The organism is Microbacterium sp. NPDC060117 (assembly GCF_042729315.1).
In the GTDB taxonomy this organism is placed as follows: domain Bacteria; phylum Actinomycetota; class Actinomycetes; order Actinomycetales; family Microbacteriaceae; genus Microbacterium.
In genome coordinates this window covers 358,604-373,142 of record NZ_JBHWXR010000002.1, presented here as the reverse complement: position 1 = coordinate 373,142, position 14,539 = coordinate 358,604, and the positions used below count along the sequence as shown (strand labels likewise).

Annotated in this window: 12 protein-coding genes; 7 read left to right on the top strand and 5 right to left on the bottom strand. The window is 69.5% G+C overall.

The genetic code is table 11. The features are described from left to right. Positions 1-37: 37 nt before the first annotated feature. The 3 genes from ACFWCK_RS07885 to sufB are packed head-to-tail and all read right to left on the bottom strand — an operon-like array spanning position 38 to position 2,992. Positions 38-373, bottom strand: a complete 336-nt coding sequence (locus ACFWCK_RS07885) for a non-heme iron oxygenase ferredoxin subunit (RefSeq protein WP_045273169.1) — start codon at positions 371-373, stop codon at positions 38-40. Then, positions 370-1,572 carry a Fe-S cluster assembly protein SufD gene (sufD, locus tag ACFWCK_RS07880; RefSeq protein ID WP_378805345.1) on the bottom strand — a complete coding sequence of 401 codons (1,203 nt, stop codon included), beginning with the start codon at positions 1,570-1,572 and terminating at the stop codon, positions 370-372. Before sufD ends, ACFWCK_RS07885 begins: the two co-directional genes overlap by 4 nt. Position 1,573: 1 nt before the next feature. Further along, a complete protein-coding gene (sufB, locus tag ACFWCK_RS07875; RefSeq protein WP_378805344.1) occupies positions 1,574-2,992 on the bottom strand; it encodes a Fe-S cluster assembly protein SufB in 1,419 nt (472 codons plus the stop codon). Between the two features lie 250 nt (positions 2,993-3,242). Here sufB and ACFWCK_RS07870 point away from each other — a divergent pair, with 250 nt between their 5' ends. Then, positions 3,243-4,256 carry a heme A synthase gene (locus ACFWCK_RS07870; protein WP_378805342.1) on the top strand — a complete coding sequence of 338 codons (1,014 nt, stop codon included), beginning with the start codon at positions 3,243-3,245 and terminating at the stop codon, positions 4,254-4,256. A 12-nt stretch (positions 4,257-4,268) separates the two neighbouring features. Here ACFWCK_RS07870 and ACFWCK_RS07865 read toward each other — a convergent pair whose 3' ends face one another. After that, a complete protein-coding gene (locus ACFWCK_RS07865; protein ID WP_378805341.1) occupies positions 4,269-5,240 on the bottom strand; it encodes a hypothetical protein in 972 nt (323 codons plus the stop codon). Between the two features lie 281 nt (positions 5,241-5,521). Here ACFWCK_RS07865 and ACFWCK_RS07860 point away from each other — a divergent pair, with 281 nt between their 5' ends. Further along, the gene (locus tag ACFWCK_RS07860) at positions 5,522-6,019 is read left to right on the top strand and encodes a hypothetical protein (RefSeq protein WP_378805339.1); all 498 of its coding nucleotides are present in this window, start codon (positions 5,522-5,524) and stop codon (positions 6,017-6,019) included. Here ACFWCK_RS07860 and ACFWCK_RS07855 read toward each other — a convergent pair. Beyond that, positions 5,965-6,897, bottom strand: coding sequence for a heme o synthase (locus ACFWCK_RS07855; protein ID WP_233309398.1), 933 nt, complete (start codon positions 6,895-6,897; stop codon positions 5,965-5,967). The two genes, ACFWCK_RS07860 and ACFWCK_RS07855, sit on opposite strands and share 55 nt — an antisense overlap. Positions 6,898-7,168: 271 nt before the next feature. Between ACFWCK_RS07855 and tkt the strand changes: the two genes are divergently transcribed. From tkt to ACFWCK_RS07830, 5 genes are read left to right on the top strand one after another with little or no spacing between them, the layout of a single operon-like run. Next, positions 7,169-9,271, top strand: a complete 2,103-nt coding sequence (gene tkt, locus ACFWCK_RS07850; protein ID WP_378805338.1) for a transketolase — start codon at positions 7,169-7,171, stop codon at positions 9,269-9,271. Positions 9,272-9,292: 21 nt separating this feature from the next. After that, the gene (tal, locus tag ACFWCK_RS07845; protein WP_378805336.1) at positions 9,293-10,405 is read left to right on the top strand and encodes a transaldolase; all 1,113 of its coding nucleotides are present in this window, start codon (positions 9,293-9,295) and stop codon (positions 10,403-10,405) included. Further along, positions 10,402-12,021, top strand: coding sequence for a glucose-6-phosphate isomerase (locus ACFWCK_RS07840; protein ID WP_378805335.1), 1,620 nt, complete (start codon positions 10,402-10,404; stop codon positions 12,019-12,021). Before tal ends, ACFWCK_RS07840 begins: the two co-directional genes overlap by 4 nt. A 37-nt stretch (positions 12,022-12,058) precedes the next feature. Continuing rightward, positions 12,059-13,606: a glucose-6-phosphate dehydrogenase gene (gene zwf / locus ACFWCK_RS07835; protein WP_233309394.1), complete on the top strand. Its 1,548-nt coding sequence runs from the start codon at positions 12,059-12,061 to the stop codon at positions 13,604-13,606. Continuing rightward, positions 13,603-14,538: a glucose-6-phosphate dehydrogenase assembly protein OpcA gene (locus tag ACFWCK_RS07830; protein WP_233309393.1), complete on the top strand. Its 936-nt coding sequence runs from the start codon at positions 13,603-13,605 to the stop codon at positions 14,536-14,538. The genes zwf and ACFWCK_RS07830 overlap by 4 nt, the downstream gene beginning before the upstream one ends. The last annotated feature ends 1 nt before the right edge of the window (position 14,539 follow it).

Below are 14,539 nucleotides of genomic sequence, written 5' to 3'. Positions count from 1 at the left end.
CTTCGTATTCGTGAAGCTTCGTGTACGGGCGCCGGGCTCAGAGGCCGCTGACGTCCTTCGTGACGGTGGGGTCGATCATGAGGTCGTCTCCGACGATCTCCGTGACGTACACCGGGACCGGCTCGTAGGCCGGAAGGTTCAGCGGCTTGCCCGAGCACAGCGAGAACGCCGAGCCGTGCGCCCAGCACTCCAGCGTGGTGCCCTCGACGAACCCCTCGGACAGCGAGATGTCGCCGTGCGTGCAGGTGTCGCCGATCGCGTGGATCTCGCCCTCGGAATCGAGCACGACCGCGATCGGGACGCCGTCCAGCTCGACGCGCAGCGGAGTGTCCTCCTGCAGGTCGCTCACGGCGCAGGCCCGCTGGGCGGTCACGCGTTCACCGCCTGTAGCTCCAGCTCGATCGCGGCGAGCAGCTCCTCCTCCAGGGAGGGCACGCCGAGACGCTGCACGATGTCGCTGAGGAAGCCGAGGACGACGAGGCGACGAGCCTCCTCCTCGGTGATCCCCCGCGCCTGCAGGTAGAACAGCTGCTCGTCGTCGAAGCGTCCGGTCGCGCTCGCGTGGCCCGCACCGAGGATGTCCCCGGTCTCGATCTCGAGGTTCGGGATCGAGTCGGCGCGTGCTCCCTCGGTGAGTACCAGGTTGCGGTTGGCCTCGTACGAGTCGGTGCCCGTCGCGTCGGGGCCGATCAGCACGTCGCCGATCCACACGCTGTGCGCGCCTTCGCCCTGCAGCGCGCCCTTGTACAGGACGTCGCCGACCGTGTGAGCGCCCTTGTGGTGCAGGTAGACCTGGCTCTCCAGGTGCTGTCCGGCATCCGCGTAGGACAGGCCGTACAGACGCGTCTCGGATCCGGCCCCCGCGAGCTCCACGTTCGGGTTGACCCGGACGACGCCGCCGCCGAAGCTGACGACGAAGTGCGTGAGCGTGGCGTCGCGGTCGACCCGGGCCTGGTGCGAGGCGGCGTGGATCGCGTCATCGGCCCAGCGCTGCACGCTGACCACGGTGAGCCGGGAGCCGTCGCGGGCGATGATCTCCACGTTCTGCGCGTACTGCGCGGCGCCGTGGTGATCGAGCACGACCGTCGCGCGGGAGTTCGGCATCGCCTCGATGAGGATCTGGCCGAACGCGCGCTTGCCCGCGTCCGTGCCGTCGATGTGGAGCACGATCGGCGCGTCGATCTCGTCGTTCTGCGGGATACGCAGGTGCAGGCCGCGGCGGGCGTGCTTCCAGGCCAGGGCGCTGGGCAGATCCTCCGGACGGAAGAACTCGCCGTAGGCGTCGGCCTCGTCGGGGACGAGGAAGGCCTCGACCCCGTCCAGGTCGATCGCCACGGCGTCGTCATCGCCGGGCTCGTCCGCCAGCAGCCCGGCGAGCTGGGCCACCGGCGTGTGCTTCCAGTTGACCTCGCGCCCCGTGGGAGCGCGGAAGTCGGCCGGGTCGTACGAGTGCGGGCGCTCAGAGCGGGTCTGCACCGGGACGGTCTTGTCCGCAGCCACGAGCTGGGCCGCGGGGTCGATGTGGGCGTGCGTGTCCTGCGCCTCCGCGGGCGCGGCAGTGGGGGCCGTCATCTCAGCCGACCGATCCTTCCATGCCCATCTCGATGAGCTTGTTCAGTTCCATCGCGTACTCCATGGGCAGCTCGCGCGCGATCGGCTCGATAAAGCCGCGCACGATCATCGCCATCGCCTCGTCCTCGGGCATGCCGCGGGACTGCAGGTAGAAGAGCTGCTCCTCGCTGACCTTCGACACGGTGGCTTCGTGGCCGAGCTGCACGTCGTCGACGCGGATGTCGATCGCCGGGTAGGTGTCGCTGCGGGACTTCGTGTCCACGAGCAGCGCGTCGCAGCGCACCGTGTTGGCCGAGTGGTGCGCGTTCGCGTCCACCCTGACCTCGCCGCGGTAGCCGGCGCGCCCGCCGCCGCGGGCGATCGACTTCGACACGATCGAGGACTGCGTGTAGGGCGCCATGTGGATCATCTTCGCGCCGGCGTCCTGGTGCTGACCGGGACCGGCGAAGGCCACCGAGAGGGTCTCGCCCTTGGCGTGCTCGCCCATCAGGTAGATCGACGGGTACTTCATCGTCACCTTGGAGCCGATGTTGCCGTCCACCCACTCCATGGTCGCGCCCTCGTGCGCGACCGCGCGCTTGGTGACCAGGTTGTAGACGTTGTTCGACCAGTTCTGGATCGTCGTGTAGCGCACGCGGGCGTTCTTCTTCACGATGATCTCGACGACGGCGGAGTGCAGCGAGTCGCTCTTGTAGATCGGAGCGGTGCAGCCCTCGATGTAGTGCACATAGCTGTCCTCATCGGCGATGATCAACGTGCGCTCGAACTGGCCCATGTTCTCGGTGTTGATCCGGAAGTAGGCCTGCAGCGGGATCTCCACGTGCACGCCCTTGGGGACGTAGACGAACGAGCCGCCGGACCAGACCGCGGTGTTCAGCGCGGCGAACTTGTTGTCGCCGGCCGGGATCACCGTGCCGAAGTACTCCTCGAAGAACTCGGGATGCTCGCGCAGCGCGGTGTCGGTGTCCATGAAGATGACGCCCTGCGCCTCCAGATCCTCGCGGATCTGGTGGTAGACGACCTCGGACTCGTACTGCGCGGCGACGCCGGCGACGAGGCGCTGACGCTCGGCCTCGGGGATGCCGAGGCGCTCGTAGGTCTCGCGGATGTCCTCCGGGAGGTCCTCCCAGCTCTGCGCCTGCTTCTCCGTGGAGCGCACGAAGTACTTGATGTTGTCGAAGTCGATCTCACTGAGGTCGGCGCCCCAGGTCGGCATCGGCTTGCGGCCGAAGAGCTGCAGACCCTTCAGACGGGTCTTCAGCATCCACTCCGGTTCGCTCTTGAGCGCCGAGATGCCCCGCACCACATCCTCGGACAGACCGCGTCGCGCGGTCGCGCCGGCGGCATCCGTGTCGTGCCAGCCGAACTCGTACACCCCCAGACCTTCAAGCTCCGGGCGGTCGATCAGCACATCCGACATCACACTCTCCTCTTGGGCCGTAACGGTTCATCCGCCCCGGCACACCGTCGCTCCCGTCGAGTCTGCGGGGAACGGGTGCCGCTCATGGGCCCTCATCATGGACGCAAAGCATTCGCGCCTAAACTGTGTTGTCGATGGCAGAGCCATGCGCGTTCCGCGCTCCTGCGACCATCGCCAACACCTGAGATTCTACAGGTTCCCTCCGACATCCGGGCCGCAGTGCGCCCGCCGGAAGGGTTCCGGAGGAGCCATGCCCGAGATCGCACCACAGCCCGCCCCCCGCACCCGCTCCGGATTCCTGGGCCGAGTCCATGATTGGCTCCCCGATCGCGTCGACCTCCGCGTGCGGATCGCGGCCTGGGTCTCGCTCATCCTCGAGGTCGCGATCGTCGGCACCGGAGGCGCCGTGCGCCTCACCGATTCGGGTCTCGGCTGCGAGTGGCCGCTGTGCACGCCGGACTCGCTCTTCCCCACTGCCGCACAGAGCTACCACTCGCTCATCGAGTTCGGGAACCGCGGGCTCAGCTTCTTCGTGGGCCTCGCCGCGATCGCCGTGATCGTGCTCGTCTCGCGCCTCCGATCCGAGCGCCGTGATCTCTGGATCATGTCCTGGATCGTCTTCGCGGGCGTGCTCGTTCAGGCCGTCGTCGGCGGGATCCTGGTGATCTTCCAGCTGCACCCGAACATGGTCGCCTTCCACTACCTGGTCTCGCTGGTGCTCGTCGCGGTGTCGGCGGCATTCGTGGTGAGGATGGGACAGCCTCGGGGCGCGCGGGAGCGCGCCGTGCCCAAGGGCGTCGCCATCCTGGTGCACGTCACCTCCTTCGTCCTGGCGCTGACGGTGATCTTCGGCGTGCTCACGACCGGCGCGGGACCGCACTCCGGCGACCCTGCGGTGACGCTGCGGAACGGCTTCGACGCGACGATCCTCGAGCACGTGCACTCGTGGCCCGCCTACGCGCTGTTCGCGCTGACCCTGACGCTGCTCGTGATCGCGCTGACGAACTCGCTCACCGCGATCCGCAACGCGGTGATCACGCTGCTCGCGATCGAGCTGGTCCAGATCGCCGTCGGCCTCTACCAGGCGCGCAACGCCCTGCCCCCGCTCGCCGTGGGCGTGCACATGGTGCTCGCCGCGATCCTCGTCGCGGCCTGCACGGCCCTCGTGCTGCGGCTGAAGCGCCCCGCCGCGACCTGGCCCGCAGCGGCGAGCGTGCAGGGCGCCGCTGCCGCGGACACCGAGTCCTCGAGCTCTCTCGGCTGAGCTGCTCGTCCGTCAGCCGGCGCTCCGATCGGCGCCCGGACTGCCGTCCTGCGCCCAGGCGACCCCGAGGGCGAACAGCGTGGCGACACCGTAGCGCTCCATCGCCGCCGCGATCCTGCGCCTCCCGGTGCGCGGCGTGATGCCGAGCGAGCGGGACGCCGCATCGAGGGTCATTCCCCGCCGCATCCGGTGCAGCAGCTGACCGTACCCGCCGGGATCCCTCTCGACGGGACTGGCCTGCTGCCAGAGCTCCGCGAAATAGGCCTTCGCGAGCTCGGCGATCACCGGGCTCGCGACCGCCAGCACGCTCTGCGGCGCCGCCTCGCCCCACACCAGCGGGACCCCTGTGACATCCAGGTCGTCCACCCAGAACCAGCCCGGAGGGTCCGGCAGCATGCGGAACTCCACGCCGGAGTCGCGGAAGGCGCGCACCATGCCGGTCAGGTGCTCGTCGAGCGGCATCGCCGGGATGATCGCCTGCACCGAGGAATAGGTCGACATCGCCGTGGCGAACGCCCTGCTGCGCTCGGGGCTGCTCGCACGATATCGATCGAGGTCGGTCAGCACCGCCCTCACCCGGCCACCGGACCCCACCCGGGATGCCTGGACGGCGAACCACAGGTCCTCAGCGGCGTGCGGACCGTGCGCGCTCTGCAGTGAGAGCCGGTCCTGGGCGACCGCCTCACCGAAGTTCCAGGACGAGGTGCGGCGCGCGACGGCGTCCAGGATCGTCGCGAGCTGATCGCTGCGGGCCTGCGCCTGGGCGCGTTCCGACTGAAGCACCCGCTCGATCGCGATCGCCGCGGCGTGAACCGGAGGATTGAGCAGGATCACCCCGTCCTGCAGGGACAGGGCTCCCACGTCCGCGAGCCGCTCCAGGCTCGTCCGCACCGGACCGTGATCGAGTCCTGAACGCGCGACGACCGCATCCACGTCGAAGAGCCGCTCCCGCAGCAGCAGATCCAGCAGTTCGTCGTCGGTCATCTCATGTCCTCTTGCGGACAGTGCACGTATCGGTCCTTGCGCCGTCCTGATCAGGTCAGTTGGAATATGTCCTGGACGCTAGCAGGAGGCACGGGATCAGGGACGGATCCGCACCTGCATGCTGGGGACGCGGGTCCCGGCGCAGGGACGCCGGGACCTCACCTCGTCTCCCCCGGGGCGGCAGTCGACGCACCGGGCGGGCCTCGCCGACGCGACGGACACATACCGCCCTCATAGGCGACGCAGATCGGACGCACGAGTTCGCCGGTGAGGCTGGATCCATGACACGCGCATTGAATCGCAGCCTCCCGTTCTGGATCCTCGTGATCGCCTCGATCGGCCTCGTCGCCGCAGGGCTTCTCACCGTCCTGGATCACCTCGCCACCATGACCGCCACCCTCAAGGACGGCAGCGCGACCGGACTCGAGGTTTACGGAGGTCAGTCCTGGATCGTGCTCGGTTCAGCCCTGATCGGAGCGGGAGCGCTGGGCGTTCTGCTCGCGCTCGCGCTCGCGGTCGTCTCGACGCTGCTCGGCGCCGCCACGGCACGGCCGGTCGACATCGCGCCGCTCGCGTTCGAGGACGTCGATGACATAGACGACGAGAACGGATCCGAGGCTACCGACCCCGAAGGAGCGCTCGACGCTCCTGCCGCTCCGCACGAGATCGAGAAGCAGCAGCGGCAGGATCGGGCCGAGGTCGATGACGCGTCGGCCGACGAGGCTCAGAAGGGCAGCAGCGGGTCGACCGCGACGGCCACGAAGATCAGCGTCAAGTAGGTGATGGAGGCGTGGAAGACGCGCATCGGCTTGGCCGATGCGCCCTTCACCGCCTGCGCGTACAGCCGGTGCGACTCGTACACGAACCAGCCGCCGAAGACCAGCGCCGACACCGTGTAGACCAGGCCCATGCCGGCCACGGGGATCAGCAGCAGTGAGCACGCCAGCGTCGCCCACGCGTACAGGATGACCTGCAGGCCCACCTGCGAGGCGGAGCGGGTGACGCCGAGCATGGGCACGTCGACGTCGTCGTAGTCGTCCTTGTACTTCATCGACAGCGGCCAGTAGTGCGCCGGGGTCCACAGGAACACCAGCACGAAGAGCACGAAGGCCGGCCAGTCCAGCGAGCCGGTCACCGCCGCCCAGCCGATGAGGACCGGGAAGCACCCGGCGATGCCGCCCCAGATGATGTTCTGCTCGGTGCGACGCTTGAGGATCATCGTGTAGATGACGACGTAGAAGAAGATCGCGGCGGCCGAGAGCACGGCGGCGACCCAGTTGGTGGTCAGCCAGAGCCACCCGGTGGAGGCGACGGCGAGCACCCAGGAGAACACCAGGGCGCCGCGCGGAGAGACCTCGCCGGTGACCAGCGGGCGCTTCTCGGTGCGGTGCATGTGCGCATCGATGTCGCGGTCGATGTACATGTTGAACGCCGCGGCGGATCCGGCGCTCATGGACCCGCCGATCACCGTCGCGGCGACCAGCCACAGATTCGGCAGACCGTGCTGGGCGAGGAACATCACCGGCACGGTGGAGACGAGCAGGAGCTCGAGAACGCGGGGCTTGGTCAGTTCGACGTAGGCCTTGATGGTCCGCTTCAGAGAGCGCTCAGCGGCGACGGGCTCGATGGTGGTCGCGATGCTGACCGCCTCCTTCATGCGCACAAGGGAACAGTCTCATCCTACGGCACGGGGCGTAACACTCCGCCGCCTGAGAGAGGCGCGCGCAGAGGCGACCATCGTCCCGCGAAGCATGAGTGGACCGCCCTTCGATCGCATCGACACAGTTGGTCGCGACCAGACCCGTGCGGCGCGGGTCCGCACTATGCTGAAATCGCTCGCGCGCCCGTCAACGTGCCTCGCCCTTCCGTGAAGTCGCGGTCTGCGCGCAGACGATCGGGCGCTCTCATGTCTTGGAAAGGACTCCGGAGTGTCGGAACTGCTGTGGGAAGAGATCGATCGGCGCGCGGTGGACACCGCCCGGGTTCTGGCGGCGGACGCCGTGCAGAAGGTCGGCAACGGCCATCCGGGCACGGCCATGAGCCTGGCACCCGTGGCGTATCTGCTCTACCAGCGCGTGCTGCGTCACGACCCGGCCGACACCCACTGGATCGGCCGTGACCGGTTCGTCCTCTCCGTCGGGCACTCCTCGCTCACCCAATACATCCAGCTCTACCTGGGCGGATTCGGCCTCGAGCTGACCGACCTCGAGGCGCTCCGCACCTGGGGCTCGCTGACCCCGGGCCACCCGGAGTACGGCCACACGAAGGGCGTGGAGATCACGACCGGCCCGCTCGGCCAGGGACTCGCCTCGGCCGTGGGCTTCGCCTACGCCGCCCGCTACGAGCGCGGCCTGTTCGACCCGGACGCCGCAGCGGGCACGAGCCCGTTCGACCACCACGTGTACGTGATCGCCGGCGACGGCGACCTGCAGGAGGGCGTGACCAGCGAGGCGTCCTCGCTCGCGGGCCACCAGCAGCTCGGCAACCTCATCGCCATCTACGACTCCAACCGCATCTCGATCGAGGGCGACACGAACGTCGCCTTCACCGAGGGCGTCCGCGAGCGCTACGAGTCCTACGGCTGGCAGGTGCAGCACGTGGACTGGGTGCGCACCGGCACTTACGTCGAGGACGTGAAGGAGCTCTTCGACGCGATCGAGCAGGCCAAGGCGGAGACCTCCAAGCCGTCCCTGATCATCCTGAACACGATCATCGGCTGGCCGGCGCCCAACAAGAAGGGCACCGAGTCGGTGCACGGGAACGCGCTGGGCGCGGACGAGGTCGCCGAGACCAAGGTCGTCCTGGGCTTCGATCCCGAGAAGTCCTTCGTCGTCGAGGACGCGGTGATCGAGCACACCCGCGAACTCGGCGCACGCGCGGCCGAGGGCCGTGCCGCCTGGCAGCAGGACTTCGATGCCTGGGCCGCGGCCAACCCGGAGCGCAAGGCGCTGCTGGACCGCCTCGAGGCGCACGAGCTCCCCGAGGGCATCGAGGACGCACTCCCCGTGTTCGAGGCCGGGACCGAGCTCGCGACCCGTGCGGCCTCCGGCAAGGTCATCAACGCGCTGGCGCCCGAGCTCCCCGAGCTGTGGGGCGGATCCGCGGACCTCGCCGGATCCAACAACACCACGATCGCGGGTGCCAAGTCCTTCATCCCCGAGACCTGGTCCACGCACGACTGGAACGGCAGCCCCTACGGCCGCGTGCTGCACTTCGGCATCCGCGAGCACGCGATGGGCTCGATCCTGAACGGCATCGTGCTGCACGGCCCCACCCGGCCGTTCGGCGGCACGTTCCTGATCTTCAGCGACTACATGCGTCCCGCCGTGCGCCTGGCCGCGCTCATGAACGTGCCGAGCGTGTTCGTGTGGACGCACGACTCGGTCGCCCTCGGCGAGGACGGCCCCACGCACCAGCCGATCGAGCAGCTCGCCTCGCTGCGGGCGATCCCCAACCTCACCGTGGTGCGCCCGGCCGACGGCAACGAGACCGCGGCGGCCTGGCTGGAGATCCTGCGCCGCCACGGCGGCCCCACGGGCATCGCGCTGACCCGACAGAACGTCCCGAACTTCGCGCGCGGCACCGGAGACGCCACCGGCGACACGTTCGCTGCTGCATCGAACACGGTCAAGGGCGCATACGTCCTGGCCGAGGCGCCGAGCGGCACCCCGGATGTCATCCTCATCGCCACCGGCTCCGAGGTCCAGCTCGCCGTCGCCGCCCGCGAGACGCTGGCAGCGGAAGGCGTCAACGCCCGCGTGGTGTCCGCGCCGTCGCTGGAGTGGTTCGCCGAGCAGGACGAGGCTTACCGCGAGTCGGTGCTGCCGTCCGGAGTCAGGGCCCGCGTCTCCGTCGAGGCCGGTTCCACGCTGACCTGGCACGGCATCGTGGGCTCGACCGGTCGCTCGGTCGGCATCGACCACTTCGGAGCCTCGGCCGACTACAAGACGCTGTTCCAGAAGTTCGGCATCACCGCCGAGGCCGTCGTCGCCGCGGCCCACGAGACCATCGCCGCCAATGCGGCCGCATAAGCACGGATCCGAGGAGAACGCATGACCACCCCCACCGCCGCACTCGCCGACGCCGGAGTCTCGATCTGGCTGGACGACCTGTCCCGCACCCGGATCCAGTCCGGCAACCTCGCCGAACTCATCGGCACCCGCAACGTCGTGGGCGTGACCACGAACCCGACGATCTTCGCGAACTCGATCACGAACCCCTCCGACACGTCGTACGACGCGCAGGTCGCGGAGCTCGCCGCCCGTGGCGCCACCGCCGAGGAGGCCATCCTGGAGGCGACCACGCAGGACGTCCGCGACGCGCTCGACGTCTTCCGTCCCGTGTGGGAGCAGACCGGGCACGTCGATGGCCGCGTGTCGATCGAGGTCTCCCCCGACCTCGCGCACGACACCGAGGGCACCACCGCGCAGGCCAAGGAGCTGTGGACGAAGGTCGACCGGCCGAACCTGCTCGTGAAGATCCCGGCCACCAAGGCCGGTCTTCCGGCGATCACGGCGGCGATCGCGGAGGGGATCAGCATCAACGTCACGCTGATCTTCAGCCTGGAGCGCTACGCCGAGGTCATCGACGCCTACCTCACCGGCCTCGAGCAGGCCGCGGCGGCCGGCCACGACCTGTCCACGATCCACTCGGTCGCCTCGTTCTTCGTGTCGCGCGTCGACACCGAGACGGACAAGCGCCTCACTGCGATCGGCACCGATGAGGCCACGGCCCTCAAGAGCAAGGCCGGTCTCGCGAACGCCCGCCTCGCCTACGAGCTCTACGAGCAGACCTTCGCCGGCGACCGCGCCGCCGCGCTGCTGGCCGCCGGCGCCAACCGCCAGCGGCCGCTCTGGGCCTCCACCGGCGTGAAGGACCCGGCACTGCCGGACACCCTCTACGTCACCGAGCTGGTCGCCCCGAACGTCGTCAACACGATGCCGGAGAAGACCCTCGAAGCGACCTACGACCACGGTGTGATCACCGGCGACACCGTCACGGGCGCGTACGAGGAGTCCCGCGTGGTGTTCGCGGGACTCGCCGCCGTCGGCGTGGACTTCGCCGACGTGACCCAGGTGCTCGAGGACGAGGGAGTCGAGAAGTTCATCGACTCCTGGCACGGCCTGCTCACCCAGGTTCGTGAGGGTCTGGACGCCCAGCGGTGAGTTTCCAGATCCACACGTCCGGGGCGCCGAAGGCCGCGATCGATGAGGTCGTGCCCCGGCTGGTGGGCGAACTGATCGCGTCCCGGATCACCGGCGGCGACCCCACCGTCTGGGGCGAGGCCGCCGAGGCCGAGGCGAGCATCCGCCTCGGCTGGGTCGACGCCGTCTCGGTGTCGCGTCCACTGCTGCCGGAGATCCACGCGCTGCGCGACGAGCTGGCGGGCAAGGGCATCACCCGGGTCGTGCTGGCCGGGATGGGAGGGTCCTCGCTCGCCCCCGAGGTCATCTCGCAGACCGCCGGCATCGACCTCACGATCCTCGATTCGACGTCGCCGGGGCAAGTGCTCGCCGCGATCGACGCAGGACTCTCCGACGTGGTTCTGGTGGTGTCGTCCAAGTCCGGATCCACGGTCGAGACGGACTCGCAGCGCCGCACCTTCGAGGCTGCGTTCCGCGATGTCGGGATCGACCCCGTCGAGCGCATCGTCGTAGTCACCGACCCCGGATCGCCCCTCGACGCGTCGGCGCGCGCCGCCGGCTACCGGGTCTTCAACGCCGACCCGAACGTCGGCGGCCGGTACTCCGCGCTCACCGCCTTCGGACTGGTTCCGTCTGGTCTCGCCGGCGTGGACATCGCGGAGCTGCTCGACGAGGCCGAGGCCACGCTGCTGCAGGTCGCGATCGACTCCGCCGAGAACCCGGCTCTTCTGCTGGGTGCGGCGATCGCCGCCAGCGCGCAGTCTCCGGACGGTCCGCGACGGGACAAGCTGGGGCTGATCACCGACGGCACCCACATCGTGGGTCTGCCCGACTGGATCGAGCAGCTCGTCGCCGAGTCGACCGGCAAGGAGGGCACCGGGATCCTTCCCGTCGTGCTGCTCCCCGTCTCCCCCGAGGTGGAGGCGCGGCCCGCCGACCTGCAGCTGGTGCGCCTCGTCGACGAGGCCGACGAGTTCCACCTCCGCGAACGCCACCCCGGCGAGATCCTCGTCAGCGGCACGCTCGGCGCGCAGTTCGTGGTCTGGGAGCACGCCACCGCGATCGCGGGCTACCTGCTCGGAATCAACCCGTTCGACCAACCCGACGTCGAGTCGGCGAAGGTCGCCACCCGAGGCCTGCTGGACGCGCGGCCGGAGCCGTCGCCGGCGGCCTTCGTGCAGGACGGGGTCGAGGTGCGCGCCTCCGACGCCGCTCTGCTCGCGCCGGGCACGATCGCCGGGGTGCTCGATGCCCTGTGGCGGACCCTGCCGGCAGACGGCTACGTGTCCATCCAGGCCTACGTGAACCGCCTCGAGATGCCGCAGCTGCAGGGCCTCCGCGAGCTCGTGGCCGCCGACTCCGGCCGACCCACCACGTTCGGCTGGGGCCCGCGGTTCCTGCATTCGACGGGCCAGTATCACAAGGGCGGCCCCGCCCAAGGCGTGTTCCTGCAGATCCTGGAGCGCACGGACGTGGACCTGGAGATCCCCGGCCGTCCGTTCACGTTCGGCCAGCTCATCGAGGCACAGGCCGCCGGCGATGCCGGTGTGCTCGCCGCGCACGGCCGCCCCGTCGTCACGCTGACGATCACCGAACCACAGGACGATGTGCTCGACCTCTTCGAGGCCGCGCAGTAGGCATCACCCAGAGAGCACTCAGGAGAATCCCCCACCGATGACTGTTCCCGTCTCCCGCGGCCGCAACCCGCTGCGCGATCCCGACGACCGCCGGCTGAGCCGGATCGCAGGGCCCAGCGCTCTGGTGATCTTCGGCGTCACCGGCGACCTGTCGCGCAAGAAGCTGATGCCCGCCGTCTACGACCTCGCCAATCGCGGCCTCCTGCCCCCCGGGTTCGCCCTGGTCGGGTTCGCCCGCCGCGACTGGGAGGACCAGGACTTCGCCCAGGTCGTCTACGACGCCGTCAAGGAGCACGCGCGCACCCCGTTCCGTGAGGAGACGTGGGCCCAGCTGCTGCAGGGCATCCGCTTCGTCTCCGGCGAGTTCGGCGATCCCGACGCGTTCCGGCGCCTGCGCGAGACCGTCGAGAAGCTCGACGTCGAACGCGGCACCATGGGCAATCACGCGTACTACCTGTCGATCCCGCCGAACCAGTTCCCGCTCGTGGCGCAGCAGCTGCGCGACTCCGGACTCGTCGAGGGCCATGAGGACGCGGATCACTGGCGACGCGTGGTGATCGAGAAGCCGTTCGGGCACGACCTCGCTTCGGCCCGGGCGCTGAACGACGCGCTCGAGGGAACCTTCCCCGCCGACTCGATCTTCCGCATCGATCACTACCTCGGCAAGGAGACGGTGCAGAACATCCTGGCACTGCGCTTCGCGAACGAGCTGTACGAGCCGATCTGGAACCGCAACTACGTCGACCACGTGCAGATCACGATGGCTGAGGACATCGGCGTCGGCGGCCGTGCCGGATACTACGACGGCATCGGCGCCGCCCGAGACGTCATCCAGAACCATCTGCTGCAGCTGCTCGCGCTCACCGCGATGGAGGAGCCGATCAGCCTTTCCGCCGAACACCTGCGTGCCGAGAAGGAGAAGGTGCTGGCGGCGGTGTCACTGCCCGACGATCTCTCCCTCGCGACGGCTCGTGGACAGTATGCGGGTGGCTGGCAGGGCGGCGAGCAGGTCACCGGGTTCCTCGACGAGGACGGCATGGATCCGGAATCCGCCACCGAGACCTACGCCGCGGTGAAGCTCGAGATCAACACCCGGCGCTGGGCGGAAGTGCCCTTCTACCTGCGCACCGGCAAGCGCCTGGGCCGTCGTGTCACCGAGATCGCCGTCGTCTTCAAGCGCGCGCCGGAGCATCTGTTCGGCAGCGGCCAGACCTCCGAACTCGGCCAGAACGCGCTGGTCATCCGCGTGCAGCCGGACGAGGGCGTCACCCTCCGATTCGGTTCGAAGGTTCCGGGCAGCGGCAGCAACGTCCGTGACGTGACGATGGACTTCGGCTACGGCCACGCGTTCACCGAGGCCAGCCCCGAGGCGTACGAGCGGCTCATCCTGGACGTGCTGCTCGGCGACCCGCCACTGTTCCCGCGCCATGAGGAGGTCGAGCTCAGCTGGAAGATCCTCGACCCGGTGGAGCAGTACTGGGCCGCCGAGGGCGGCCCTGTGGAGCAGTATGCTCCCGGATCCTGGGGTCCGGCCTCCGCCGACGCCCTGCTCGCCCGCGACGGACGTGTCTGGAGGCGCCCGTGATCATCGATCTGCCCGACACCACCACCAGCCAGGTCGCGAAGAACCTGGTGAAGGCGCGCGAGGAGGGCGGCGTCGTCGCCCTCGGCCGCGTGCTGACGCTCATCATCGCTGCGACGGACGACGTCGCCGAATCCGCGATCGACGCCGCCAACGACGCGTCGCGCGAGCACCCGATGCGCGTGATCGTGCTGACCACCAGCGAGGGGGACTCGCGCCTCGACGCGCAGATCCGCGTCGGCGGCGACGCGGGCGCGAGCGAAGTCGTGGTGCTGCACGCCTACGGCGACGCCGCGAGCAACGAGGAGAGCCTCGTCACCGGTCTGCTGCTGCCCGACGCCCCCGTGGTGGTGTGGTGGCCCCGCGAAGCTCCGGAGGCCCCGGCTGCCTCTCCCCTGGGCCGCATCGCGCAGCGCCGCATCACCGATGCCGCGACCGCGCAGGACGTGCGCGCCCAGCTCGAGGTGCTCGGCCGCACGCACGTGCCCGGCGACACCGACCTCGCGTGGACCCGGCTCACGCACTGGCGGGAGCAGCTCGCGGCGGTGCTGGATCAGCCGCCGTACGAAGAGGTCACCGCCGTCGAGGTGCGCGGATCCGCGGCTTCTCCGTCCACGGCGCTGCTGGCCGGCTGGCTGCGTCTCGCGCTGGACGTGCCGGTGCGCTGGGCCTACGAGAGCCCGCAGGTGTGGCAGGAGGGCATCAAGTCGGTGCGTCTGACCCGTGCGAACGGTGACATCCTGCTGGAGCGGCCCGTGCCGGGTTCGGCCGTGCTCACGCAGCCCGGGCAGCCCGACCATGAGCTGCACCTGCCGCGGCGCACCCTCCGCGAGTGCTTGGCGGAGGAGCTGCGTCGCCTCGACCCCGACGTGCTCTACGGGCGCGTGATCACCGAGGGCTGGGAGCGGCTCGAGGCTCCGGAGCCGGTGGCCTGAC

Coding starts and splice junctions, on each gene's coding strand:
- zwf (WP_233309394.1), top strand. CDS start 12,059: ATGACTGTTCCCGTCTCCCGCGGCCGCAACCCGCTGCGCGATCCCGAC.
- tal (WP_378805336.1), top strand. CDS start 9,293: ATGACCACCCCCACCGCCGCACTCGCCGACGCCGGAGTCTCGATCTGG.
- ACFWCK_RS07860 (WP_378805339.1), top strand. CDS start 5,522: ATGACACGCGCATTGAATCGCAGCCTCCCGTTCTGGATCCTCGTGATC.
- ACFWCK_RS07865 (WP_378805341.1), bottom strand. CDS start 5,240: ATGACCGACGACGAACTGCTGGATCTGCTGCTGCGGGAGCGGCTCTTC.
- ACFWCK_RS07855 (WP_233309398.1), bottom strand. CDS start 6,897: ATGAAGGAGGCGGTCAGCATCGCGACCACCATCGAGCCCGTCGCCGCT.
- sufB (WP_378805344.1), bottom strand. CDS start 2,992: ATGTCGGATGTGCTGATCGACCGCCCGGAGCTTGAAGGTCTGGGGGTG.
- ACFWCK_RS07870 (WP_378805342.1), top strand. CDS start 3,243: ATGCCCGAGATCGCACCACAGCCCGCCCCCCGCACCCGCTCCGGATTC.
- sufD (WP_378805345.1), bottom strand. CDS start 1,572: ATGACGGCCCCCACTGCCGCGCCCGCGGAGGCGCAGGACACGCACGCC.